21 protein-coding genes and 3 pseudogenes are annotated in these 23,369 nt (G+C 67.6%); 11 read left to right on the top strand and 13 right to left on the bottom strand.

Annotation, left to right across the window (positions count from 1 at the left end; genetic code table 11):
* Nucleotides 1-18: 18 nt before the first annotated feature.
* Together ACQUQD_RS01135 and ACQUQD_RS01130 are read right to left on the bottom strand one after the other, a co-directional pair.
* Nucleotides 19-1,125 carry a hypothetical protein gene (locus tag ACQUQD_RS01135; RefSeq protein WP_428949987.1) on the bottom strand — a complete coding sequence of 369 codons (1,107 nt, stop codon included), beginning with the start codon at nt 1,123-1,125 and terminating at the stop codon, nt 19-21.
* A 316-nt stretch (nt 1,126-1,441) separates the two neighbouring features.
* A complete protein-coding gene (locus ACQUQD_RS01130) occupies nt 1,442-1,903 on the bottom strand; it encodes a pyridoxamine 5'-phosphate oxidase family protein (RefSeq protein WP_428949986.1) in 462 nt (153 codons plus the stop codon).
* Between the two features lie 248 nt (nt 1,904-2,151).
* Between ACQUQD_RS01130 and ACQUQD_RS01125 the strand changes: the two genes are divergently transcribed.
* On the top strand, nt 2,152-2,514 hold the full coding sequence (locus ACQUQD_RS01125; protein ID WP_428949985.1) for an AQJ64_40280 family protein: 363 nt from the start codon (nt 2,152-2,154) through the stop codon (nt 2,512-2,514).
* Nucleotides 2,515-2,563: 49 nt separating this feature from the next.
* Here the strand turns inward: ACQUQD_RS01125 and ACQUQD_RS01120 are convergent, their stop codons facing one another.
* Nucleotides 2,564-2,965, bottom strand: a complete 402-nt coding sequence (locus ACQUQD_RS01120) for an SMI1/KNR4 family protein (protein ID WP_428949984.1) — start codon at nt 2,963-2,965, stop codon at nt 2,564-2,566.
* 329 nt (nt 2,966-3,294) lie between these two features.
* On the opposite strand from ACQUQD_RS01120, the gene ACQUQD_RS01115 reads away from it, so the two are divergent.
* Entirely contained in the window at nt 3,295-3,765 is a 471-nt protein-coding gene (locus tag ACQUQD_RS01115; protein ID WP_428949983.1) for an N-acetyltransferase family protein, read from the top strand.
* Nucleotides 3,766-3,848: 83 nt separating this feature from the next.
* A pseudogene (locus ACQUQD_RS01110) lies at nt 3,849-4,431 on the top strand (transposase).
* A 4-nt stretch (nt 4,432-4,435) separates the two neighbouring features.
* Here ACQUQD_RS01110 and ACQUQD_RS01105 read toward each other — a convergent pair.
* Nucleotides 4,436-4,795, bottom strand: coding sequence for a hypothetical protein (locus tag ACQUQD_RS01105; protein WP_428949982.1), 360 nt, complete (start codon nt 4,793-4,795; stop codon nt 4,436-4,438).
* A 297-nt stretch (nt 4,796-5,092) separates the two neighbouring features.
* Between ACQUQD_RS01105 and ACQUQD_RS01100 the strand changes: the two genes are divergently transcribed.
* Both ACQUQD_RS01100 and ACQUQD_RS01095 read left to right on the top strand, forming a co-directional pair.
* Nucleotides 5,093-5,353 carry a hypothetical protein gene (locus tag ACQUQD_RS01100; protein WP_428949981.1) on the top strand — a complete coding sequence of 87 codons (261 nt, stop codon included), beginning with the start codon at nt 5,093-5,095 and terminating at the stop codon, nt 5,351-5,353.
* 165 nt (nt 5,354-5,518) lie between these two features.
* Nucleotides 5,519-5,861: pseudogene (locus tag ACQUQD_RS01095) on the top strand (IS5 family transposase); the annotation flags it as partial.
* A 46-nt stretch (nt 5,862-5,907) separates the two neighbouring features.
* On the opposite strand, the gene ACQUQD_RS01090 reads toward ACQUQD_RS01095, so the two are convergent.
* Nucleotides 5,908-6,753 (bottom strand): endonuclease/exonuclease/phosphatase family protein, encoded by an 846-nt coding sequence (locus ACQUQD_RS01090; protein ID WP_428957415.1) that lies wholly within the window; start codon nt 6,751-6,753, stop codon nt 5,908-5,910.
* A gap of 331 nt (nt 6,754-7,084) precedes the next feature.
* Between ACQUQD_RS01090 and ACQUQD_RS01085 the strand changes: the two genes are divergently transcribed.
* On the top strand, nt 7,085-8,590 hold the full coding sequence (locus ACQUQD_RS01085; protein WP_428949980.1) for an arabinofuranosidase catalytic domain-containing protein: 1,506 nt from the start codon (nt 7,085-7,087) through the stop codon (nt 8,588-8,590).
* A 244-nt stretch (nt 8,591-8,834) separates the two neighbouring features.
* Here ACQUQD_RS01085 and ACQUQD_RS01080 read toward each other — a convergent pair whose 3' ends face one another.
* Both ACQUQD_RS01080 and ACQUQD_RS01075 read right to left on the bottom strand, forming a co-directional pair.
* Nucleotides 8,835-11,036 (bottom strand): alpha-L-rhamnosidase C-terminal domain-containing protein, encoded by a 2,202-nt coding sequence (locus ACQUQD_RS01080; RefSeq protein WP_428949979.1) that lies wholly within the window; start codon nt 11,034-11,036, stop codon nt 8,835-8,837.
* 639 nt (nt 11,037-11,675) lie between these two features.
* Nucleotides 11,676-12,296: a dihydrofolate reductase family protein gene (locus ACQUQD_RS01075; protein ID WP_428949978.1), complete on the bottom strand. Its 621-nt coding sequence runs from the start codon at nt 12,294-12,296 to the stop codon at nt 11,676-11,678.
* Between the two features lie 261 nt (nt 12,297-12,557).
* On the opposite strand from ACQUQD_RS01075, the gene ACQUQD_RS01070 reads away from it, so the two are divergent.
* The 3 genes from ACQUQD_RS01070 (at nt 12,558) to ACQUQD_RS01060 (ending at nt 14,447) form a co-directional block, all read left to right on the top strand.
* Nucleotides 12,558-13,304 (top strand): phosphotransferase family protein, encoded by a 747-nt coding sequence (locus tag ACQUQD_RS01070; RefSeq protein WP_428949977.1) that lies wholly within the window; start codon nt 12,558-12,560, stop codon nt 13,302-13,304.
* A 221-nt stretch (nt 13,305-13,525) separates the two neighbouring features.
* On the top strand, nt 13,526-14,188 hold the full coding sequence (locus ACQUQD_RS01065; RefSeq protein ID WP_428949976.1) for a hypothetical protein: 663 nt from the start codon (nt 13,526-13,528) through the stop codon (nt 14,186-14,188).
* Nucleotides 14,172-14,447 carry a hypothetical protein gene (locus ACQUQD_RS01060; RefSeq protein ID WP_428949975.1) on the top strand — a complete coding sequence of 92 codons (276 nt, stop codon included), beginning with the start codon at nt 14,172-14,174 and terminating at the stop codon, nt 14,445-14,447. Before ACQUQD_RS01065 ends, ACQUQD_RS01060 begins: the two co-directional genes overlap by 17 nt.
* Nucleotides 14,448-14,490: 43 nt before the next feature.
* On the opposite strand, the pseudogene ACQUQD_RS01055 reads toward ACQUQD_RS01060, so the two are convergent.
* The 4 genes and pseudogenes from ACQUQD_RS01055 to ACQUQD_RS01040 all read right to left on the bottom strand — a co-directional run.
* Nucleotides 14,491-14,751: pseudogene (locus ACQUQD_RS01055) on the bottom strand (transposase); the annotation flags it as partial.
* A 199-nt stretch (nt 14,752-14,950) separates the two neighbouring features.
* On the bottom strand, nt 14,951-17,548 hold the full coding sequence (gene rph / locus ACQUQD_RS01050) for a rifamycin-inactivating phosphotransferase (protein WP_428957414.1): 2,598 nt from the start codon (nt 17,546-17,548) through the stop codon (nt 14,951-14,953).
* 706 nt (nt 17,549-18,254) lie between these two features.
* Entirely contained in the window at nt 18,255-18,878 is a 624-nt protein-coding gene (locus ACQUQD_RS01045; RefSeq protein WP_428949974.1) for a histidine phosphatase family protein, read from the bottom strand.
* 25 nt (nt 18,879-18,903) lie between these two features.
* Entirely contained in the window at nt 18,904-19,497 is a 594-nt protein-coding gene (locus ACQUQD_RS01040) for an Imm21 family immunity protein (RefSeq protein ID WP_428957413.1), read from the bottom strand.
* 119 nt (nt 19,498-19,616) lie between these two features.
* On the opposite strand from ACQUQD_RS01040, the gene ACQUQD_RS01035 reads away from it, so the two are divergent.
* Entirely contained in the window at nt 19,617-19,859 is a 243-nt protein-coding gene (locus ACQUQD_RS01035; RefSeq protein WP_428949973.1) for a hypothetical protein, read from the top strand.
* A gap of 4 nt (nt 19,860-19,863) precedes the next feature.
* The gene (locus ACQUQD_RS01030) at nt 19,864-20,649 is read left to right on the top strand and encodes a hypothetical protein (RefSeq protein ID WP_428949972.1); all 786 of its coding nucleotides are present in this window, start codon (nt 19,864-19,866) and stop codon (nt 20,647-20,649) included.
* 55 nt (nt 20,650-20,704) lie between these two features.
* Here the strand turns inward: ACQUQD_RS01030 and ACQUQD_RS01025 are convergent, their stop codons facing one another.
* Both ACQUQD_RS01025 and proP read right to left on the bottom strand, forming a co-directional pair.
* Nucleotides 20,705-21,442: a S1 family peptidase gene (locus ACQUQD_RS01025; protein ID WP_428949971.1), complete on the bottom strand. Its 738-nt coding sequence runs from the start codon at nt 21,440-21,442 to the stop codon at nt 20,705-20,707.
* Nucleotides 21,443-21,517: 75 nt separating this feature from the next.
* On the bottom strand, nt 21,518-22,984 hold the full coding sequence (proP, locus tag ACQUQD_RS01020; RefSeq protein WP_428949970.1) for a glycine betaine/L-proline transporter ProP: 1,467 nt from the start codon (nt 22,982-22,984) through the stop codon (nt 21,518-21,520).
* Nucleotides 22,985-23,369 lie beyond the last annotated feature (385 nt).

Raw genomic sequence — 23,369 nt, 5'->3', positions numbered from 1 at the left:
CGTCACGTCGGGCGCCCCTCACAAAGGCTGCCGACCCAGCACCGTCACGTAGGCGCCGTAACTGATCGACACCACGGCCAGGGCGCCGGCCACCACGATGGCCTGCGTCCGTCTGGTCCGCCAGGTCTGCTCCAGCGCCCGGGCCAGCGGGATCAGCAAGGGGAACGCGGGCAGCAGGAAGCGGGGTTTGGATCCGAACGGGCCCGACACCAGCACGGCCAGCGCCACCATGGCGGCCGCGTACGCAAGGAACACGAGAGGTGCCCGGTCCACGCACAGCAGCAGGAACAGCAGCAGGCCCGCCGCGACGATCACCAGCGCCATGGCGTACCCGACCCGGCCGCCGTGCAGCAGCAGCTTCTTCAAGAAGCCCAGGGTCTGGACGCCGAAGTCGAAGCGGGTCTGCCAGGTGCTCTGCACTCGGGTGTAGCCATGCCACAGGTCACCGTTCTGCGCTCCTACCCACAGCACGTACCCCGCCCAGCCGGCCGGCGCCAGCAGCGCGCCGATCCACGGTCTGGCGGACACCGGCCCGCGACGGCGTACGACCTTCTCCGCGGCCGCGACGACGACGGCCGCCGCGACCGCGATTCCGGTGGGCCGGGACAGTCCGGCAAGCGCCGCGAGCACACCGGCGGTCAGCCACCGGTCCGTCAGCACGGCATACAGGGCCCAGGCGGCGAGTGCGGCGAACAGGGCCTCCGTGTAGGCGAGGGTCAGGACGACGCTGTGCGGGAGCATCCCCCACAGGGCGACAAGGACCGTGGCGACCGCGCTCCCGTAGACCCGGTGCGCGCAGGCATAGATGCCGTACGCGGCTGCCAGCGCCGCGCTCCAGGCGATCAGCAGCGCGGCCTGTTCCACCGTGAGGGGCAACGCGTGCGTCACGGCTCTGATGAGCATCGGGTAGAGCGGGAAGAAGGCCCAGTCGGTCTGCGTCAGGCCCGAGGCGGCCTCACGCGAGAGGTGCCCGTAGCCGAACTCGGCGATATGCAGGTACCACTTGGAGTCCCAGGAGCGGCTCAGACTCCTGACCGGGGGACGGCCGGCCAGATGATTCACCGAGATCACGGCGGCGATGCCCGCCAGACGGAGCGCCGCGAACACCGACAGCGCACGCAGCACACCCGATGGACGCCCCCACCACGAACGTCTGGTGACGGGAGAACGGAGCTGCCCGGATCGTGCCGCCTTGCTCGGCTGTTGCGCGGAGGTGTTGCCCACGGCGGTGAGTCTTGTGCGTCGCACGTTCCGGCACAGCGAGAAATCAGGCTATATCCGTCTTCATTACGCTAGATCTTGGAGTGTGGCGCGTATTGGCTGAAGTCGACCGGCGGTGGCGTGGACCTCCGGAAGTGAACATGGCCCCCGCGAACCCCAACCGTCCTCCATGCAGATGCAGATGGTGTTCCGAGAGAGGCGCGTCGGCGAGAGACGGCCGCTATTCCAGCCACAACCCGTCGCGCATGATGACTCTCCCGCGCAGTTCTGGCTCGCCGCGCCAAGCGCGCACAGTCGTCGGAACCACACGTACATACACGAAGGAACCTTCGTCCGTGCGCGGATCCCACCCGAACTTGTCGGCGAACGCCTTTGCTGTTCCTTCGGGCACCTCCTGGTCCGGGAAGCATTCCGCCTCACCCTGAAGGAGCACCACGTCGAAGGTGTCCGGTAGCGACAGGCGCACGCGCGGTTCTTTGCGGACGTTTCGCGCAGTCGCGGACGTGGCGCTGGTGCACATCCACACTGCTCGCCCATCCCACGAGAACCACAGCGGTACCTGGTGCGGCCCGTGATCAGGGTGAGCCGTCGACACCCATACATCCCGCTCGGTAACGAGCCGCTCCAACGTGTCGCGCACACGCTCCGCCGTCTGGCGACGAGCAATTCCCGTGGTCTCCATGAGGACCGACCCTAACCAGGCAGGCGCGAAGCGCGCCTGAGGCGCAGGACCTACTACCAGCGACCGATGCCCCCCTCAGCTCGTGACTCGGGACGGGCGACTTCGGCGCTCAGCGCGGCCAGCTGAATTGCTCAGTCACGCTTGGCTCCGGTGACATCTGGATGCCGAGATAATGGCCCGCGACGAGCTATCAGCAGGAGAGGGAGACAGCTTTGGGGACTCACGAACAACGCGAGGCAGAGGCCGAAATGACCACCGCTGTGGCATGGGTCGACGCACGCGACCGACTGCCCGGTGACGGCATGCCTGTCGCCGCAGCAATCACGGGCCGGTATCCAGCCGAGAGTTCAGACACAGCCGGTGAGGAATTCTGGCTGGTCATGCCGATGTACTTCACCACGCGGCACCGGAGCGCGGACGGTACAGAACACCGCGACTGCTTTGTCGACTCCGACGACCTCGTCCGGTTTCCCTATGGCCGTTCCGGCGCCGAACCGGTCACACACTGGGCCGCACTGCCCACTCTGCCCGGCACGACAGTGCATTACGTACGTGGAGCCGAAGTTCAGCCGGCATTGCGGAATGTGCGGGACAAGCGGCCCTCGGCGTGACGGATGACCGCCGCCGGGCCTGCCGCACTCCGAAGACCGCTCGGCCGAGCTACCGGTGCCAGTCGCCGGTTTCCCGCAGTGCCTGATCGATGTATTGGCCGAGACCGTATGAAGCCAAGGATCGGCTGTCCGTCTCGTGATCCCAGACGAAGATCTCGTCGCGTTGCGGTGTCCGGACGAAGGCGAACTGGTCGCCGCCGTTGTCGCCGAAGAACATCAGCGGTTCGAACGGCATGTACAGCTCGGCGAAGTCCGGAGCGGCGCGGAATTCCGCGTTGTCCTTCGCGATCCGCTCGGCGGTCCAGACGACGTCGAGACCGTAGCGTCCTCGCACACCGTTGCACTCGCGCAAGAGAGCGGCCAACTGCTCGGGAATTGGCTGCCCGAGGGCGTTCTCGACCGCCGTCAAAGCCTCTTCGCTTGCCGGGTCGCCGAGTTCGGCATCGGACATGGTCTTGAGGATCTGTTCACGCCACATCAGCGAACCCTCTCAGATGCCATGCCGAGGGACGCATGGCGCCCCTGCCAGGTGTGTTGTGCACACGTGCATCATGGTCGTATGACCAATCTTGGGGAGCCCTCACTCGAGCAGCCTCTGAGGCCTGTCGATTCATCCGCGTTGCTGGCGCCGGCCGATCGATACCACGCTCGTGCGGTACGCCCCCTGGGCAGCCGGGCGGTTACGGGGGCACCTGGTAGCGGCCACGTCCTCGTTCACCCATGGATCGAGGGGTACATGTCCGACCTCGCCGTCCTCGTAGGTCCGGCTGGGGATGTCCGATGACGGGCACCGGTTCGGTCAGAGTACGCCGCGCACGCGTCGCCGATCTTCCGCAGGTCGTCCAGCTCGTGTCCGAGCACGCCGCCTACGAGAGGGCGGCGGCCCCACCGACTGGCCTGGCTCGGCGGCTGGAGGCGTTGCTGTTCGGCGCGGACACACCGCGATTGCGTTGCTTCGTCGCGGAGTTGAACGACGGCGAGATCATCGGATACGCCACGTGTGCTCCGGAGGTGTCCACGTGGGACGGCGCGGAGTATCTCCACATGGACTGTCTGTTCCTGCGCGATGGTCATCGGGGTCTGAAAGTCGGCCCCCTGCTGGTGGAAGCCGTGGTGGCCGAAGCGCATGAGCTGGGGCTCGGGCAAGTCCAGTGGCAGACCCCGCCCTGGAACACGGACGCGATCAGATTCTACGACAGGCTGGGGGCGCAGGCGAAGGAGAAGCTGCGGTTTCAGCTGTCAGTCGGCTGAATTCTGCTGGACCGCTCCCACATATCGCTCCCGCCTAGGCCGTGTGTCGAAAGTGGATCTTGGGCTGTGGATGATCACGGTTCATGGGCCGGGGAGATCTCACGGACGAGCGGTGGGCGATGCTGGAACCGCTGCTGCCGAATGGCACGAAGGCAGGTCGGCCACCGGTCTGGTCCCGGCGGCGGTTGATCGACGGCATACGGTTCAGGGTCCGGACCGGTGTGCCGTGGCGGGACGTGCCCGTCGCGTACGGACCGTGGGGCCGGATCTACGACCTGTTCCGCCGATGGCAGCGGAACGGCACCTGGCACCGGATACTCGCCCGGCCGCAGTACCTGGCCGACGCGGAAGGTGCGATCACGGTCCGCCCCGACCGGGTCCGCGCGGACAAGGCGTACGCCTCCCGCAGGAACCGCGCTTACCTGCGTCGCCGCGGGATTTGCTGCACCATCCCTGACAACCGACCAGGCGCGCAACCGCCGGAGGCTCGGTTCCCGCGGCGGCCGGCCGCCGCGCTTCGACCCGGCCGACTACCGCGAGCGCCATGCGGTCGAGTGCGGGATCAACCGCCTCAAGAGGAACCGCGCGGACGCCACGCGCTACGACAAGCTCGCCGTCCGCTACGAGGCGAAAGTCCTGGTCGCGGTGATCAACGAGTGGCTGTAATCCTTCACTGAAAAGGCATCGGGGTCCACGGCAGCGCCTCCCGCCATCCCTGTCGATCGTGAGCCCAGTCCATCATCACCTTGGCGGTCGACTCTTCCGGGCCGAACACTTCATGGAGCCTTGGAACGTGGGCCTGGTAGTGCTTGTCTGCACTGCCTTCGCGGTACTCGACCTGGTAGCTGAGGTCGTCGTTCAGGTACACCTGAATGTAGTGCTGATCCACAGCCTCCAGATCGAGTCTTTCCAAGATCACAAACCGGTGCGACAGGTTCATCTCAGAGAGCAGGTCGTGCAGAGCCTCCTCGGTCGGATCGTCCACGGTACGACCGCCCGCTTCAACTACACGCAGCACTGGCTTCAGCATGCACGCGACTGTACCGACCCACAGGACTCAACTGCCCAGCAGCGCACTCCCGCAATAGGCCCTAACGCTCCCTCGTACCGCTTGCGCGTACCGGTCGCCGACCGGCGTCGGTGCGATGAAACCCAGCCCTGGGAGTTGTCGACAAAGTGACCTCGGTGAGACCCCGTGCACATCCAGTGCCGTAGGTCGCCAGGCGAGGCATCCCGGTGAGTAGAGACGCTTGGGTTCCGGCAGCTGGGACCACTGCCTGCGCCGATACTCTCTCCGGAAACAGCCCAGACGAATTGCGAGGAGCCAGTGATCCGAGACCTGTACAACGTCCGGGCGCAACCTGCGGAAGGCGGTACCACGCCGCTGACGGAGGAGGAAGAGCAGCGCGCTCGGGCGGTGTTGCTCAGCGATCTCGGCGACAACATCGCCGAACGAGGCTGGGTCCGGTTCCCCGCATACTCGGCTCATTGGGGGCAGCAGGTGCTCATCGAAGCCGAAGACCAGTGCGCCATGAAGCCCTATGGTGCCGGGCACGGATCGCAGCCGGCGAATCCGCTGCTGCCGTAGGGGGGGGCGCGATCTGCGCGATCCCGGCTAGTGGATCATGGCTGGGTGATCTGTCGCAGTGAACTGGCGGACTCCGAGTGGGAGTTCGTCCGTCCCCTGTTGCCTCGGTCGGAACGGTGGAGGAAGCGGCTGGACGACCGGACGGTCCTTAACGGGAGCATCTGAAAGTTCCGGACGGGCGCGGCTTGGGCGGGACGTGCCGGAGAGGTCCGGATCCTGGGCCACGCTGCGCACCCGCTACCGTCGATGGGTCAAGGACGGCACCCTTCAAGCGGATGCTCCGGGAAGCGCAAGGGCGAGTGGACGCTGCTGGTGAGGTCTACTGGGAGGTGTCGGTCGGCTCCACCCTCGTTCGCGCCCACCAGCACGCTGCGGGAGCCCGAAATGGGGGCTCCACACTCCTGGTCCTGGACGTTCCCGAGGTGGTCCGACGACCAAGATCCATCTCGCTTGCGACGCCTCGGGCCGTCCGCTCGCGTTCACCGTCACGGGCGGCAACACCAACGATTGCCTCGCATCGTTCCTGATGTGGGCGTGACATTTGACGACACTCCCTAGCTCGGGTCCAGGTCCGCGTGCAGCGGGTGGTGATCCGAGTACGCGCTGGGATGAACCCCGTGCGCGATCGAGGCGATGCCGCGCAGGAAGACGTAGTCGAACTTGCTCTGCCAGTCGGTGGTCGTTTCGCAGGGGCCGGCGGACGACGGGCGGCAATGAGGATCGGCATCCGTGGCCAGCGCCCACATTCCGCTGAGCTCGGGGGCGCCCGGCACGGCGTTGAAGTCGCCGAGGACGATCGTGCGCTCGTGCCGGGCGACTTCCGCGGCCAGGACGCCGACCTGGTCCGCTCGGACGGCCTCTTGACGCCGTTCCGCGAGGTGGGTGTTGAAGACCCGGACGGGGCGGCCGCCCACCGTCGTGGTGACCGCCATGTATCCACGGTCCTCCGATCCGCCGTCGGGGTACTCCACGTTCGTCCGGTCCGTCATCGGTGCCGCCGAGAGGATCGCCTGGCCGAAGCCTCCCGGGCGCCACGGAAACCCGCCGCAACGGCCCCAGTTGCGCAGCACCGATCCGTACTCGACGTGGTACGGGAGCCCGTAGAAGTTCTCCAGATACTCCCGGATCTTCTCGACGTCCCGTACACACGCTTCCTGCAGGCCGATGACCTGAGGCGCGTACGTGGCGATCTCCGCGGCCCGGCCGAGGTTGTGCCCGCTCTGGTTGCAGGGATTGCAGATGTTCCACGTCATGACCCGGTTCGGTACCACGTCCTTGGCGGCGTCGACCGGCAGCGGCCGCGCGATGAGGGCACCGCTGGGTGCGCTCGGGCCGATGAGCACCATGCAGACCGCGGTGATGGCGACCGCGAACAACCGCGTGCCCCTTCCGAGCACCAGCGCCTCCTCGGACTTGATGCACCTGGCAGCGCATGACGTCTTTGTGCACGAGGTTATGGGACGGGTCGTCGACGGCACACGCGGTGTTCCGGATCGCGTTGCGCTCGGCCGGGAGCGCAACGAGCAGCCGGGTCTTGCTCGTGGCCCGAGAAGGTCTCCCCACCCGAATCCGAAGGAACTCCAAACATTCCTTCAAGAAGCCGCGCAGCAAAGCAACAAACATTGACCCAACCGAACATGGAGTCTACGTTCCCGCTCTGGCACGCAACGGCAACTGTGCTACCAGACCGTTGAGTTGAGGCTCCACTCCATCCCCCCTCAGGAGCACATCATGCGCAGAACGGCTCACCCCGCAGGCAGAACAGGCACCTCCGCACTCGGCTTACTGGCCCACCCCCGCCGGGCCGCCCTCGCCCTCATCGCGACTGTGGCCCTCGTCTTCGGGGCGCTGCTCAACATGCCGGGACTCTCGCACGCGGCGACGTCCCTGCCGTGCGACATCTACGGCAACGCCGGCACCCCCTGCGTCGCCGCGCACAGCACCACACGCGCCCTCATCTCCTCCTACAACGGGCCGCTCTACCAGGTGAAACGGGCCTCCGACGGTACGACCAAGGACATCGGCCCGCTCGCGTCCGGCGGATACGCCAACGCCGCGACGCAGGACACCTTCTGCCAGAACACCACCTGCTCGATGAGCAAGATCTACGACCAGACCTCGCGCCACAACGACCTCACGCCCGGGCCCGCCGGCACCGCCGGAATGGGCGCCGACCGCGGCGCCGACGCCGCCGAGATCTCGGTCACGGCAGGCGGGCACAAGGTCTACGGGATCTGGGTCTCACCCGGCGTCGGCTACCGCTCCAACGGCCAGGCCTCGGGCACGGCGGTCAACGGGCAGGCCGAAGGCGCTTACATGGTCGCCAGCGGCACCCACGTCGGCTCCGCCTGCTGCTTCGACTACGGCAACGCCGAACGCACCCCTGCCGACACCGGCAACGGTCACATGGACGCCGTATCCATCGCCACGACCTGCTACTTCGCCCCGTGCACCGGATCGGGACCCTGGGTGGAGGCCGACCTCGAGAACGGCATGTTCCAGGGGGCCAACGGCTCCAACACCGCCAATCGTGGCAACAACTCCACCTACGTAACGGCGATGCTGAAGAACGACGGGCAGACCAAGTACGCCCTCAAGGGCGGCAACGCGCAATCGGGCGGTCTGTCGACCTGGTGGGACGGGGCCCTGCCCGATCGGGGCGGCTACAAGCCGATGCAGCAGGAGGGCGGCATCATCCTGGGCACCGGCGGAGACAACAGCAACTGGAACCGCGGCACCTTCTTCGAAGGCGTGATGGTGTCCGGCTACCCGACCGACGCCGCGGAGAACGCCGTCCAGGCCAACGTCACCTCCGTCGGCTACTCCGGCCAGACCGACGAACCCAACGGCGACCAACGCAAGTTCACCGGCCCGGGCGGCAAGTGCGTCGACGTCGCCGCCGACGACACCGGCGTCAACGGTGCGGCGGTCCAACTGTGGGACTGCCAGAAGTACGCCGAGGACCAGCACTGGGCCCACCCCTCCGACGGCACGCTGCGCACCCTGGGCCGTTGCCTGGACATCAACGGAAACGGCACGGCCGGCGGTACCAAGGTCGAACTCTGGGACTGCAACGGGGTCGGCGGCCAGAAGTGGGTGACCCAGTCGGACGGTTCGCTCCTCAATCCGCAGTCCGGCCGGTGCCTCGACTCGCCGAGCGGCGCCACCGCCAATGGCACTCGGCTGCAGATCTGGGACTGCAACGGCGCCGACGCGCAGAAGTTCCAACTGAACTGAGGCCAATGACCTGACGGGTGCGGGGACACGAGGAGTTGGAGTGCTCCTGGTGTCCCCGCCGGTCCCGGCCTTTCGGCGGCGCGTCAGCTGGTCCGGCATCGGGGGGCGAGTTCGGGGCTCTGACCGGCGAAGGCGGCCAGATTCTTGGTGTGCCGACGGTCGGGAGGCTCACACTGCCAGGCCACCGGGGACGGTCGGCGCCTGAAGCGCGGGCCGTCCCCCGGCGCCACTGCAACCACCCGGGTCAGCGGCGCCGAACCGTCACCGTGTGCTTTCCTTCGGCAAGTCCGGTGAGCCGGACGTACCCACCCTCGTACTGCGCGTCGTAACTCCGCGCATCGCGATCCCACGCAGCCTTGCCGTTCACACGTACGACGTAGGAGTTGGCGTCGAGCATCGGCACAGCGACCTCGGTCACGCGCCGAGCAGGTATCTCGGCGGTCAGCCCGAACTCGCCGCGGCCGGTGCTCTGCCACGAGACGGCGATCACCCCCGTAGGGGTGGTCAGCTGACCCTCGGCACGCTTGACGTCGCCGGGCTGCGGAGCGATGCGGTACGTCCCCTTCCCGTCGGCGACGGGCGCGATGCCCAGCAGATGGAACGTCAGAGCCGAGGTGGGGCCGGTCGACCAACCGTGCGCGGCGCTCATGTAGGAACCGGAGTAGTCGGAACTGCCGTCCGTCTTGTACCCCTCCCAGAAGGTGCTGGCCGTTCCTTGCGGGGCATCGAGCATGTAGCCCCACTCCAGACGGATCAGATCCAGCGCCGTCCGTGCGCGGCCCGCGGCGAAGTGACCGTGGACCTCCATGCTGCCCGGGAACGGATGCACCGAAGAGTCGGTCTTCTCCGGTGAGAGGGCGCCGGTCTTTGTCCAACGCTTGGCCAGCGCCTGGCTGATGGCCTGCGCGCGCTCCTCGTCGTCCACCAGCCCGAACCAGAGGACGAGCGCGTTGGCATCCTGCGGATAGAGCGTTGCCCCGGGCTTGTTCCGGTACAGGCCGGTGGCCCCGTCCCAGTAACCGGCGTCGTCGACGGCCGTCTTCAGCGCACCGGCCTTCTTGGTGCACGCGGCACCGGTCTCCGCGTCGTCGACGGCTTCGGCCAGGGCGGCCGAGGCGCGGAGCGCCCGGTACATGATGGCGTTCGCTTCGAGATTCTTGCCGTCACTGTCCCTGCGCGCCCAGTCGCTGGACGCGGTGACGTTCAGGAGTCCATCACTGTCGATCTTCGCGGTGATGTAGTCGAGCGCGCGTTTGAACTTGGGGTAGATCGTGTGCGCCCACGCCGAGTCGCCGCTGAACTCGACGTACTCGGCCGTCCCGATCAGCGTCCACAGGTGGTAGGCGTCGGAGTTCCCGATGAAGTTGACGGCCGGACCGGCGTAGGGGAGCGCCCCGCTGTCGGCCTGGTGGTTGTACAGCGTCTGCAGCGAATTGCGCATGGTGACCGTGTCACCGAGCGACACGTAGTCCGTGAGCCCGGAGATGCCCAGGTCCCCGGGCCACACGGTACGGTCCCGCTTCGCACCGTCGACCAGGACGGTGTCCCCGACGTCCCCGATGCGGGCGCTGTTGTCCCACCCCAGGTCGGGCGGGCCCCACACCCGGCCCTGGGTGTTGGCGACGATGTTGGTCTGCACGGTGTAGGCACCCGCGTACCAGATACGTGTGAGCAGGTCGTCGTCGCAAGAGAAGTAGTTCGGGTAGGCGCGCAGGTCCGCCACGTTCGGCGCGAACGCGATGTCGACGGACACGCCCGTGATCTCGACGGTGCCGCCGCTCTGGTTCACGAGCGTGAGGTACCGGAAACCGCCCCGCAGGTTGGCGGCGGGATTCTTGGTGGCGTCGGTGCCTGCGGTCGGGGTGGACGTGGCGGTGTTGATCCGGCCACCGGGCAGGGCCGTGTAATTCACCGGGGGTTCGTTGTTCGAACCGCCGTTGGATCCGTCGCTCGATGTCGTGCTGATGTAGGTGGACAGCTCGGAGTACGTCAGGCCCAGGACCTGGTCGGCGTCCGTGCCCTGCCCGAGGGTGATCGTGACGTAACCGCCCACCTCCAGCCCGAAGTCGAGGGTCACGGATGTGCCCTTGCCGTTCAGGCGGGCGTGGGCCGGTCCGGACTTGCCGGCGAGGTTCTTGGCGCCGTCGACCGAACCGGTCGTGCCGTGGACGGACGTCGGGCGCACTGTGCGGTCGGCCGGGGAGAGCTTGAACCGGTCCCACGGACCGCGTGGGGCGACGGAGGAGCTGAGAGGCGCCCCGTCCGCGCCCGTTCCGCCCGCTGACGGTGACGTGACGGGAGCTGCGGCCGCTGCCGTGGTGCGCATTCCGGCGGTCAACGCCACGGCCGCGGCGCCCGCCCGCAACAACGCGCGCCGCTTGAAAGCACCGACGCTGCCGTCGACAGATCTGCCGGCGTGCTCGGGCGAAGTCGGTTCCTCGGACATCGGGGCTCCCGCTCAGATAGACGGTCGTACGTCGTGCCTGACCGCAGAGCACGGCGGGTTGTGACCCTGGGACCGGGCCAGCCGCACTGCGGACAGAGACGCTTCGGAAGAGAGGCGTGCAGCAGACGAGTTGAATGGATTCACTCGCGAGCCGCGGAACACGCTAGCCATGGGTTCACATCGGCGACAACCGTCGTGCGCCGCTCAATCTTGATCGCGCGCCTGGTTTATGCGGTTCTATCTGGTAACTCCTCATACCTGCGCTGCGAGATGACAATTCAGGGGCGGTGTGGAGTTGAACTGGTCGTGTCGCAGGGGTTGTTCGACCGGCTGGCGAGGGCTATCACCTGAATGGGCTGAATCGTTTTATGGCTGGAGGTGATGGGACGGGCTGAGCCGCCACGCGTGCGACGGCTTCAGCTTGGGCTTGGGCTTCTGCCTTCTGGGTCTTGTGGGCGTGTCCGTGAGATGCGCGAGATGGATCGTTTGGTCGCGCTCAGCGGGGGCTCACAGATGGTGAGCCGACAGGTCTCCAGCCGTAGCCCGTTGCCGGGAACAGCACCCGATCAACTCACCTGGCTACGCGCCTTGTCTCGGTCGCAGAGACAGGCCCAAGCGGCCGGTCGGTAGTGGAGCTGGTCATGGCAGCACGCGATAGGTCAGGTGTGTGACGAGCGTTGCGGACCTCGACGACACCTGCTCAAGTCTCAGGGACGGGGCGCCCTCGAACAGCCGCGGGCCGGCGCCGAGCGTGAACGGCACGAGGTGCAGCCTGAGCTCGTCGATCAGGCCGGCGGCGAGGTACTGATTGATGGTGGTCGCGCCGCCCTGGACCAGGACATCACCGCCGTCGGCCGCCGCGCGGGCCCGCGTCAGCGCTGAGGTGATTCCGTCGGTGACGAAGTGGTACGTGGTGCCGCCGTTCATCGTCTGCGGATCGCGCGCATGGTGGGTGAGCACGAACACCGGTGCGTGGAAGGGCGGTTCGCCACCCCACCAGCCGTTCCACTGCCGGTCCCACGCGCCACGCACAGGGCCGAACATGTTGCGCCCCATGATGAATGCCTCGGCGGCGGCCATCTGATCGATCTCGGCCCGGTTCTCGTCGGGAGTGTCGAACATCCAGGCGTGCAGCCGGGCGCCCGAGCCGTCGCCGCCGTCGTCTCCGAACGGGCGCTTCTCGGTCTGATTGAGCCCGGCCGCGTACCCATCGACCGAGATCGTGATGTCGCAGATCACCCTGCCCGATCGTTCGGCCATTGCGGCGCCTCCTCGTTGCGGTGCCCGCCGCTTTCGCGGTCGGCGAGACCTCTGTACAGCGTCGGCAAGAGGACGAGTACACGCAACAGCTGCGCACCCTTCGCGAACTCGTCCTCAGGACTCCTCACAAAAGCGGTGGGCTTGACCTGGTCCGAGGTCGGTGTCGTGCACGAGGCGCCGGGCAGCGGGTAGCGTCAGCCGCACCGTCACACGCGATAAACCCGGCGACATCGGCGATCATCGCCGGGATACTGGTCGCCCATGGATGAGGTCAAAGTCGTCGTCGCCCATTCCGAGCGCGCGACCCTGCGCGTCGGCGACGTGTTCCTGAAGGTGGACGCCGATCAGGCGCGCATCGACGTCGAGGTCGAGGCGATGTCCCTCGCGCCGGTCCCCACCCCGGAAGTCCTGTGGCGCAAGCCGCCCGTGCTCGCGATCGCCGCACTCCCAGGGACGACGCTCGGGCGCCTCGGCGGGCCGTCGACCGGGTCGCCGGCGGCGTGGGCCGCGGCGGGCGCGGCCATCCGGAAGCTGCACGACGCGCCGCTGCCGCCCCGGCACGGCCGGGCGGGCCGGAGCAGCCGCGCGCTGGCGGCGGAACTCGACGACGAGTGCGAGTCGCTCGTGGCGAACGGTGTCCTGCCCGCCGACCTGGTCACCCGCAACCGCCAGGTCGCCGAGGTCGCGCTCCGGCCGTGGACTCCGGCGTTCACCCACGGCGACCTGCAGATCGCCCACGTCTTCCTCGACGGCGACGAGGTCACCGGCATCATCGACTGGTCCGAGGCGGGCCAGGGCGATGCCCTCTACGACCTCGCCACCTTCACACTCGGACACGAGGAGCACCTCGACGACGTCATCGCCGGCTATGGCACCGATGTCGACCTCGATGTGATCCACGCGTGGTGGTCGTTGCGAAGCCTGTTGGCAGTTCGCTGGCTGATCGAGCACGGCTTCGACCCGTCCGCGCCGGGCTGTGAGATCGACGTGCTGAGATCCCGCATGTGAGGCCGCGCGGGGCCCGCGTGCTGTGAGTTGGCTTGGGAGGGCTGAACGGAAGTCGTCGCGAACCCTTTTCGACGTCCGCCTGGCTGCGCGTATTCCGAGGCTTGCGTATCCGCTGAGGGAGCAGAGCCGACATCCAGGCATCTGATCAGCACGTGGGCTTGACCCTCACGCCGCTGGAGAGTCGATGATCGCGCCGTAACCCTCACCTGGTCGAGCGGGATGTGCGGGTCATCACCGAGGACCTGCACTGCACCGCGATCCGCATCACCGGTGGCGACCTGGAGCGGATCGAGACCACCGCACGCCACGCCGCGGCCGCCGGGCTGGAGGTCTGGTTCTCGCCGTTTCCCTGCGAGATGACGGACGAAGAGATGCTGCCGTACTTCACCGACGGCGCCGAGTGGGCCGAACGGCTGCGTCGCGACGGCGCCGACGTCGTCCTGGTCACCGGCTGTGAACTGAGCCTGTTCGCCCGCGGGTACCTGCCCGGCGACACCTTCAGCGACCACGTCCCTGTCCTGGCCGGCCCCGACCGTGAGGCCGCGCTGCAGCCCCTTCCCACCAAGGTCAACGCCTTCCTCGGCGAGGTCGTCCGCGCGGTGCGGCCCGTCTTCAGCGGGCTCGTCAGCTACGCCTCCTGTCCCCTGGACGGGGTGGACTGGAGCCCGTTCGGCATCGTCGGCCTGGACGCCTTCCGGGGCGTGCGGAACGCCGCGACCTACCGCGACGATCTGCGCGAGGAGTTCTCCCACGGCAAGCCGGTCGCCATCATGGAAGTGGCTGCTGCACCTTCCGGGGAGCGGGCGACTACGGCGGCGCGGGCTGGCACGTCGCCATGGGGCCGGACGGCGTCACCCCCAAGCCCTGGTGCGCGACGAGGGTGAACAGGTCCGCTACCTCGACGACTTCATGCCCATCTTTGAGGACGAAGGAGTCGACTCGGTCTTCTGGTTCAGTTTCTCCGGCTACCGCACCCCCCACCGTCTGACCGGCCCGGATCCCGACCTCGCGTCCTACGGCATCGTGAAGGTCCTCGACGGGCAGAGCGGAATTCCGGCGGACGCACGCGCCTACCCCGGCATGCCGTGGAAACCGAAGGAAGCGTTTCATGCGTTCGCCGGCCACTACGAGGCCCTCAGGTAACGAGAAACTCCTCACCGGCGCCTGCGGGAAGGCGGACCCCGGGCGGCGCAGTGGCCGGCCGTCCTTGATGCGCATCGGCGGATCGGCGGATCGGCGGGACGGCCTGGACCAGCGGGATCAGTTGGGTGTCGTCGTTGCGGTTACCGCCGGTGGTGATCGCCGCGAGCGGGATGCCGTGTGCCTCGACGATCAGGTGGTGCTTGCTGCCGGCCTTGCCCCGGTCCACCGGGGACGGACCGGGGGCCGGCTCGCCCTGCACCGCGCGGATGTGGCTGGAGTCGACCGCTGCGCGGGAGAAGACCAGGCAGGTCTGCGGCCCGCAGCTCGATGTCCGCCCACAACTCGTCGTCGATCTCCCGAGGCCGGGCAGCGGTCCTTCTCGTCTCGACTGGCTCGGCCCCTAGGCCAGCATCCAACAAGAACTGGCGCACCGTCACTTCCGGCGCCTCAGAGCCCTCCTGTTGTGAGGAGTCGTGAGCGGTGAGGCTGCTCGGTGCGGTCGGTCAGGGCAGGATCTCGATGTACCCGTCGGTTCCGTGCACACGGATCCGCTGTCCGTCCCGGATCAGCCGGGTGGCCTGCTCCACGCCCACGACGGCCGGCAAACCGTACTCACGGGCGATCACTGCGCCGTGGGTCATCAGGCCGCCCACCTCCGTCACCAGTCCCGCGATTCCGACGAACAGCGGCGACCAGCTGGGGTCCGTGAAGGCCGTGACCAGGATGTCGCCCGCTTCGAGATCGGCCTCCGCCATGTCAAGGATGACGCGGGCCCGACCCTCGACGGTCCCCGCGGAAACCGGCAGGCCGATCAGAGCGCCGGCCGGCACGTCGTCGCGCCGGTACGCCCCGCTCACGGCCTCACCATCCGATGTGAGCACCCGCGGTGGCGTGAGCGCGTGGTACGACTGAAACGCGTCCTTGCGCTGCTGGATGAGCCCGTCATCCACCTGGTTCGAACGCACGACGTCGTGGAGTTCCTGGAACGTGAGGTAGAAGATGTCCTCCTTCTCAGGAAGCACGTCGGCCTGCACGAGGCGCTCGGCCTCCGCCAGCAGGGCCTGCTTGTAGACGAAAAAGCGGCTGATGATGGCGTACTTCGGGTACTCGCGGTAACCGATGAAGGTCCTGACCCTGTCGATCATCCGCTTGGCCTCGTCGGCCTTCCGATCCCCGTCCGGCAGGGCCCGCAAGCGCGACAGAACCTCCTGTTCCTTCCTCTGCGCCTTCTGGCGTCCTTGCTCGAAGCGGCGCTCGGCGGCGCCCGGCGCGAAGCTCCTGACGTTGTCGAGGATCACGGGAACGAGCGTGCTGGGGCGCTCGCGCCACCGTGGCCTCGTGATGTCGATCTCGCCGACGCAGCGCATGCCGTACCGGTCGAGATAGGCCTCAATGGCGTCGCGTGCTTCGGGCCCGCCCGCGAGTTTCGCCAGCTCGTCCAGGAATCCGTCGTCCTCGACGTTTTGCAGGAACGCCACCACTTCCGACTGCGGGCGGATCACGTCCGCGACGTCGAGCAGCGCCAGTCCCATCTCGGAGGTGACGTTGTCGGGGGCGGACAGCGTGAGCGTGTCAGCGGCGTTCTTCTCGCCCAGCCACTCCAGCAGCTTGTCGTTGAGCCACCACGTGGCCTCCATCCCTGCCATGATCCCCTGCAAGCTCAGCGGATCACTCAGTACCCGCTTGTGCTCCTCGAAGGCCTTCAGCAGGAAATCGAACAGCGCCTGTCCGGTTTTCGTCCGGATGTCGCGCTCCAGGGCGGCGATGGACGCCTGGCTGCGTTCGACCAGCCCGGTGACGATGGCCGGATCGGTCTCGATCGGAGCGGAAGCAGGGGTGGCCCTCGGTCCACCGGTGGTCGCGTCCGGGAGCGACGGGACGAAATCGCCGCGGTCCAGGACGGTCTCCAGCGCGTCTCGGATCAGTGGATCGCCTCTCCCTACGAGGTCCAGGAGGGCGGTGCGGCTCGCGGGCGAGGCCAGGCGCCGGGTGGCGTCGACGAACAACCGCCCGCCTGCCTCATGCATCGGCGCCATGGCCGTCAGCCGCCACACGGAGAGCCCCAGGGGCCTCATGGGGTCGGTCATCATCTGCTGATGACCGACGGACAGGTAGACGTGATTGTCCTGGTCGCCGCTCTCGGGGATGGGGAACAGCGTCGTGATCGGCCGACTCTGCACGATCTGGAAGTCATCGTCGACCAGGCACCATTCGATGTCCTGCGGGCGGCCGAAGTGCCCTTCGATCCGCCGCCCGAGCTGCACGAGCCGCACGACCTGCGCGTCCGTCAGCGCCGGCTGCTCCTGCCGCTGCGAGTCGATCGCCACTTCGTGCGTGCCGCCGCTCGGTAGGGCGAGCACGGCACGCTGTTTGGCGGAGACCGCCTTCGCGACGACTTCGCCCTGTCGCACCTTGAACACGTCCGGGTTCACCAGACCGGAGACCAAGGCCTCGCCGAGGCCGAAACCGGCGTCCACGGTGGCGACCTTCCGGTTGCCCGTGACCGGGTCGGCCGTGAACATGATGCCGGCCGCATCCGGGAAGACCATCCGCTGCACGACCACGGCCATGTGGACCGTACGGTGGTCTATGCCGTTGCGCTGGCGGTAGGTCACGGCCCGCTCGGTGAACAGTGAGGCCCAGCACCGGCTGACGTGCCGGAGGATCGCCGTCGCCCCCACGACGTTGAGGTACGTGTCCTGCTGGCCGGCGAAGGAGGCCGTCGGCAGGTCCTCCGCCGTCGCACTGGATCGGACGGCGTACGCGGCCTGCTCACCGAGCCGGGAGACCGCGCGGGTGATCTCCGCCGCGACATCATCCGGGATCGCGATCTCTTCGATGGTCCGGCGGATCTGCGAGCTGAGCCGGCGCAGCGCCTCCCGGTCGTCCGGGTGCAGACGGGACAACTGCTCGAGCCGATCCCCGACGGACGGCGCATCCGCCATGATCCGCCGGAAGGCGTCCGTCGTCACGCAGAATCCGGCCGGTACGCGGATGCCTTCGATCCGTGACAGCACGCCCAGGTGTGCGCCCTTGCCGCCGACGATCGCGACCTGCGACTCGTCGATCCCTTGAAGATCCAACACGTATTGCTCAGTCATTCCGATACCTCCGAGGGGGCGGTGCTCCGTGACTCCGTGACCGCCCTGCCGGTCCCACCACTGGTTCGATGTCACCGTGTCCCGCATACGTCCACACCAACGCACACACGTCCTGCCCCCCCATTTACGCAGGTGGTGGCATCGGCCGATGATTCTGCGGCATCACCCGGGCCTTGCGGCAAGCCCCCTGGCGCGCTATATGTTGAGAGTGGCAAGGAGATGGTTCTCCTTGCCTTTTGCTTTTCCTGCACGTCGGTGTCTTGGGCACGGCGGGACTGGCTCAGTCGTGCGGCTCAGGCGGTGTCGTGGTGCCCCATCGGGACAACCACGAATTGTTCTCGTCCTCGTAGACGACCCGTCCTGGGTTCCATGACTCCGACCGATGGCGTTCGACACCGTGTGCGGCCAGAAGCTCCAGGTATCCGTCCACGCGCCGGATCAGCTCTGTGGCGGATGACTTGAACCAGGCGACATCACCTGGATGCACTTGCGGGTTGTACACCTGTGGGCCGACACGTGACGGGTTCGTGTAGTCGGCGTCGCACCAGTCGTTGTCGGCCCTCCAGAATGGGTACTGCTCCTCAGCCAACTCGCTTTGTGCGACGATTTCGTGGGCGAGGACGAAGACGTTGAGAAAGCGTCGCCTGCGTTTCGCTCGGCTCCCAGGAAGCGGACGTACAGCCTGTGACTATGACCATTCCGCGCTTCAGATGTGAAGTTCGGCGGGGAGGCCCGTCCAGCGAAGGTCGCGAGGAAGATGGCCCGTGTCGTTGTAGACGAGCAGGGACGCCGGGCGGTCGGGCGCGTAACGGATGACGGTCAGTGCGGCGTTGGCGTGGCTGAGGCCGATCCACCGCCAACTCGGGGCGTCGAGGGCATCGCGGACGAGCCAGGCGACAAGGAAGTTGTGAGTGACGACCAGTTCGTGGCGGGGTTGGTCGCCTTCCACCGGTCCCGTGAGGCGAGCAAGGGCCGCCTGTGCGAGACCCGGCCCCCCCTCGCGTGCTTCCCTCGGGAACTGGGCCAGGCGCTCCAGGGTGGCGTCCGCGGTCCCGGGCGGCAGCTCATCTCGGTTCGGCAGGTAAGGCAGGTAGTCTCCGGCGAACTCCGAGCATCGGACAGGGACTTGGTCGAGCCGGCCGTGGATCAATTGGGCCGTCTGCCTCGCTCGGGGGAGAGGACCGTGGTGGATCACCGACAGAGGTGTCTGTCGAAGCCGTTCGCCGAGCAGTTCAGCCTGGCGTCGTCCCCGCGCGGTGAGCTCAGTCTCGTCGTCGGTTGCCTCGCCGTGCCGGGTAAGGTACAGGTATCGGGCTGCTGTTGAAGGCATACACGGCCCTCCGGTCGTTTCAAGATCACCTGGCCTCGATGACGCACCCCGAAGTCGACTGGTTCCCCTCACGCTCAATCGGTCCCTGAGGGTTGCAAGCAGCGATGGGCAGGACCTGGACCAGGCCGACCCGGACTCCCTCGTCGACCTCGGTATGGGTGGCTCGGACCCTCCAGCGGCCGGCGGGCAGAGAAGCCGATGCCTGGGCGGGCAATCCACCGCCGGGATACGTGGTGTCCAGCTCAGAGCCTGCTTCGGCGGAGTCCATGAGCATGGCTGGACCGTCCGACACCCACGTGCCGCACTCCTCCCAGCTGGTGGCCGGGTCGGTAAGGACGGACACGGCCGCCGCCTTCAGCTCAGCCTCGGAGCCGGCGGCGAGCCAGCGCAGGAAGGCCCGATGGTCGGGCAGGTAGCAGCTGGTGGCCGGCTCGTCCGCCAGCACCAGTGCTTGCGCGCCGTTCTCGCCCACGGTGATCACACCGGCCAGATCGTCCACCGCGCAGGCCCGGTCGTAGTCGTCCGGAGCGGTGGCATCCCCCGCCATGACACCGGTCTCCGTACACCCATGCCATGCGTCCAACGCGGATACGGGGATGACGACCAAAGGCCCGCCCATCGACTCGACCCAAGCAGTGGCGGTGCGGGACGCATCCGGTGCGGCAGACGAAGAAGAGCTCATGCCGTCAGTGTGCCCGTGCCCACTGACAACGCTCGCGGTGGTCCATAGGCGCTCCTGTGCTCCTCGACGAGCTGGACGGCGGCCTCGCCGACCTGCCCAACATGAAGTGGACGCTGAGCGCTCCGGCAGTGGATGCGGCCGTCGCCCGCTACCTGGATGCCTATGTCAACCAGGCCTACCGCACCCTCCCGCTGGTTCGCCCACCCGCACTCCTGACGCTCGCTCCTCTCCCCGAAGGGCAAGACACCCGAAGCGCGGAGGGCTGCTGCACCACCCTCCTGCGCTGGGTGCGATCCTGAGCGGATGTACGAGACCGCCGCCGCTCTGGCGATCGCCCGGTGGCCGCTCGCCCCGTCCGAGGAGACCGACTGGCTGCTGGACCTGACCTCGGATGACGGGCTCACCGGATTCATGCCGCGGGCGCTGCCCGACGCGGCCTGGGTGCTCCACTCCATGTATGAGCACGAACTCGGGCCGACCGACATGTCCTACGTCGCATACCGACGGGCCGCGCTGACGAGCGGAGGTGTCGAGACCATCCCGGGCCTTGACCCCGCGGACGTGCTCACCGGCACCGGGGGAGAGCGCCCCGGCCCCCGTTGGCGCCGACTGCGCTGGGCCGAGCTGGCGCGGCGGACCGGTGACCCCGTGGTGCCCGAGGGACGGCTGCCGTGCCACACGTCGTTTCCTTCGATCGCGCCGGGCGGCTGGCCGGTCGGCATCCAGGCACCGTCCGAGGGCAGCCTGAACCGGGCCGACTGGAACCGCCTGGTCGACATCCTCACCGAACACAGCCCACAAGGCGCCGCAACCGGCTGCCTGGCCTACTACAGCCCCTTGCTGCACGGAGCCGAGGATCTCGACAATCCGCACGTCCGGGCCGGCACCCTCGCGGACGCCAAAGCGTTGTACGACCACCCTGAAGAGGACGGCTGGAGCCCGTCCAACCTCTGGGCGCAGGACCGCTCCTGGGTGCTCTGCACGGATTACGACCTGTGGGCGACGAAGGTGGCGGGCCCCGCCCCACTCGTCGAGGCTCTCCTCGACGACGCGGAGATCGAGGCCGTTCGACTGCGATGGGCCTGCTGATCCTGATCGCTCGACAGGGGGCTCGGCTCACCTTTCCGACCGCAGCAGCTCCGCGCTATCGCTGGGTCACCGAGCGGATCCAGGCGAGTTGCTGCTGGATCTCCCCGGCTTCTGCGATCTCCTGCCGGTCGGAGCCGTCGAAGACGCCGAGGAGGGTCTCCTTGCCGCGAGGGCCGATGCTCATCACCGGACCTCCCGAGTCGCCGCCGGCGGGGATTCCGGACACCCTTTCCATGCAGAAGTCCGAACCGCCAGGCGCGGTGTAGCCCTCACAGCGGGGGTCATCGGCCGGAACGACCCGCAGATCCGACTGCTTGAGCACGGGGGACTGACAGGCGTTCTCATCCCCGGCGCACGTAGCGCCCCAACCGTACTGGCGCACGGCCTGACCTGGCCGGACACCGGTTGTGGCCAACCGCGCCGTACGGATCTTCATCGCCGGTACTTTGACGAGCATCATGTCGGCGTGCGCGCTTCCCACGCGTTTGCCGGGCAGGGGACGAACCGTCGCGCCCTTGCGCACGTCGAGGCTGCCGACGCGGAACGCAATGCGCTTGTCGGCGACCGGCTGCCCCTGCTCGAAGAAGCAGTGTGAGGCGCTGATGATCCACTGAGGCGTGACGGCCGTCCCGGTGCAGGCTGGTTCGCCGTCGACGAGCATGCGTACCGCCCATGGGCCGTAGGAACTCTTCGACCCTCCGATGACAGCGGACGCGGGTGCGGACGACATCACCGAGCCTGCCATCAGCAAGAGAGCCGTCAACAGCAGCACGCGCACGCGACCACCGACCATCAGCTACAGCTCCTCACTCGTCGGTCATGGACATGGATGGAGATGCCGTGTTGCAGCGAGAGCACTGAGGGCGGCTCAGCGTGCCGAGGACTGCTCCTTGGCGTACCGCACCAGGTCCTGAGACGTGTCGATCAGTTCCTGCTGCTCCTCCTGCGAACCGACCATGGGCTGGGAGCCGTTCAGCGGCAACTGCGCGCTCTCCGGAAGGAACTTGACGGTCACCAAGCCGATGACTCCGGCCACCATCAGGTAGTAGGCGGGCATCAACTCGTCACCGGTCACGTTCACCAGTGCCTCTGTGACCAGCGGGGTGGTGCCGCCGAAGGCCGCCACGGCGAAGTTGAAGCCGATGCCCATGGCCGCGTACCGCACCGCAGTGGGGAACAGCGCGGGCAGCGTCGCGGCGCTGGGTGCGGCAAAGCAGGCGAGGAGCGTGGACAGGATCAGCACTCCGATGACGGGACGCCATGTGCCCTCGGCCTTGATGAGGAGGAAGGCCGGGATGGCGAGGACGATCATCGCGGCTGCCGCGGTGGCGTACAGCGGTCGCCTGCCGATGTGGTCGCTGAGCCGTCCGAGGAAAGTGATGATGATGACGATCCAGACCATGCCGACGAGCACCAGGATGTCCGCCGAACTGCTGGAGCGGTCGAGCGTCTCCGTCTGATAGGTCGGTAGATAGCCGGTGACCATGTAGTTCGTGACGTTGTAGAGCAGCACCAGGCCCATGCACAGCAGCAGGGGACGCCAGTGGTCGCGGACGATGGTCTTGAACTCACTGCCGACCGAGTCCTGGGCGAGGTTCTTCTCGTGGTCGTCGAGCTGTTGCTGGAAGGCGGGAGACTCCTCCAGCTTCAGCCGCATGTACAGGCCGATGACGCCCAGCGGACCGGCGATCAGGAACGGGAGGCGCCAGCCCCAGGACAGCATCTGGTCGTCCGAGAGAGCCAGGTTCAGGACGGTGACCAACGCGGATCCGAGGGCGTAGCCGACGAAGGTGCCGAAGTCGAGCCAGCTGGAGAGGAAACCGCGACGGCGGTCCGGCGAATACTCGGCCACGAAGGTGGTGGCACCGCCGTACTCGCCGCCGGTGGAGAAGCCCTGCACCATTCGGGCGACCAGGAGGAGAATCGGAGCGGCGATACCGATCGTGGCGTAGCTCGGGATGAGACCGATCGCGAACGTACCGGCCGCCATCATGATCATGGTGGTGGCGAGTACTTTCTGCCGGCCCACGCGGTCGCCGAGCGGGCCGAACACGAGGCCGCCGAGCGGTCGGACCACGAACGCAGCAGCAAACGTTGCGAAGGACGAGATCAGCTGGGCGCCCGGGGAGGCGCCCGGGAAGAACACCTTGCCGATGGTCGCGGCGAGGTAGCTGTAGACGCCGAAGTCGAACCATTCCATGCAGTTGCCGAGCGCGGAGGCGCCGACGGCCCGCTTGAGCAGAGGCTTCTCGACTACTTGTACGTCCTGCTTGCGATAGGCCCGCTTGGTGCGGCGCAGCCGACGGGCCAGTTCCTCTCGTACGTGCCGAGGCATGTCCGCGACCGTTGCCGGCATGCGCTTGCGGACTCCGCCGCTCGGGCCGTCAGAAGGTGTGTGGGCCACGTGCCGATGCCGCCTCTCTCGTTCTCCGACTCTGCTCGCCAAGGGAAAGTGTCTGCCACATTGATCACCCGGCGCACGTCGGAACCGCTTCCCGCAATTTGCTCCGGCACACCAAATCTTGTGCGGCGCCGTATCGCCGAGGTGGGTCGATTGCTGCGGGCAGAGGGGCAGCGACCGGGTGACGTGCGGCGGATACGGTGCGGGCGGCGGCTCTGTGAGGCAGGCCTCTGGTGTCCCGTCGGCTGGGCCGTTTGCCCGGTGGCATGTGGAGTACGGGGCGCGCCGCCTGCCGGCCCGGCACGGCGCTCGGCGTGCT

This window comes from Streptomyces sp. cg35, assembly GCF_050410835.1.
GTDB lineage: Bacteria > Actinomycetota > Actinomycetes > Streptomycetales > Streptomycetaceae > Streptomyces.
The sequence above is the reverse complement of the archived record's forward strand: the minus strand, read 5'-3'. Positions and strand labels throughout refer to the sequence as shown.

Coding starts and splice junctions, on each gene's coding strand:
- rph (WP_428957414.1), bottom strand. CDS start 17,548: ATGACTGAGCAATACGTGTTGGATCTTCAAGGGATCGACGAGTCGCAG.
- ACQUQD_RS01130 (WP_428949986.1), bottom strand. CDS start 1,903: ATGGAGACCACGGGAATTGCTCGTCGCCAGACGGCGGAGCGTGTGCGC.
- ACQUQD_RS01085 (WP_428949980.1), top strand. CDS start 7,085: ATGCGCAGAACGGCTCACCCCGCAGGCAGAACAGGCACCTCCGCACTC.
- ACQUQD_RS01125 (WP_428949985.1), top strand. CDS start 2,152: ATGACCACCGCTGTGGCATGGGTCGACGCACGCGACCGACTGCCCGGT.
- ACQUQD_RS01120 (WP_428949984.1), bottom strand. CDS start 2,965: ATGTCCGATGCCGAACTCGGCGACCCGGCAAGCGAAGAGGCTTTGACG.
- ACQUQD_RS01075 (WP_428949978.1), bottom strand. CDS start 12,296: ATGGCCGAACGATCGGGCAGGGTGATCTGCGACATCACGATCTCGGTC.
- ACQUQD_RS01105 (WP_428949982.1), bottom strand. CDS start 4,795: ATGCTGAAGCCAGTGCTGCGTGTAGTTGAAGCGGGCGGTCGTACCGTG.
- ACQUQD_RS01070 (WP_428949977.1), top strand. CDS start 12,558: ATGGATGAGGTCAAAGTCGTCGTCGCCCATTCCGAGCGCGCGACCCTG.
- ACQUQD_RS01080 (WP_428949979.1), bottom strand. CDS start 11,036: ATGTCCGAGGAACCGACTTCGCCCGAGCACGCCGGCAGATCTGTCGAC.
- ACQUQD_RS01115 (WP_428949983.1), top strand. CDS start 3,295: ATGACGGGCACCGGTTCGGTCAGAGTACGCCGCGCACGCGTCGCCGAT.
- ACQUQD_RS01040 (WP_428957413.1), bottom strand. CDS start 19,497: ATGGGCGGGCCTTTGGTCGTCATCCCCGTATCCGCGTTGGACGCATGG.
- ACQUQD_RS01045 (WP_428949974.1), bottom strand. CDS start 18,878: ATGCCTTCAACAGCAGCCCGATACCTGTACCTTACCCGGCACGGCGAG.
- proP (WP_428949970.1), bottom strand. CDS start 22,984: ATGCCTCGGCACGTACGAGAGGAACTGGCCCGTCGGCTGCGCCGCACC.
- ACQUQD_RS01030 (WP_428949972.1), top strand. CDS start 19,864: ATGTACGAGACCGCCGCCGCTCTGGCGATCGCCCGGTGGCCGCTCGCC.
- ACQUQD_RS01025 (WP_428949971.1), bottom strand. CDS start 21,442: ATGGTCGGTGGTCGCGTGCGCGTGCTGCTGTTGACGGCTCTCTTGCTG.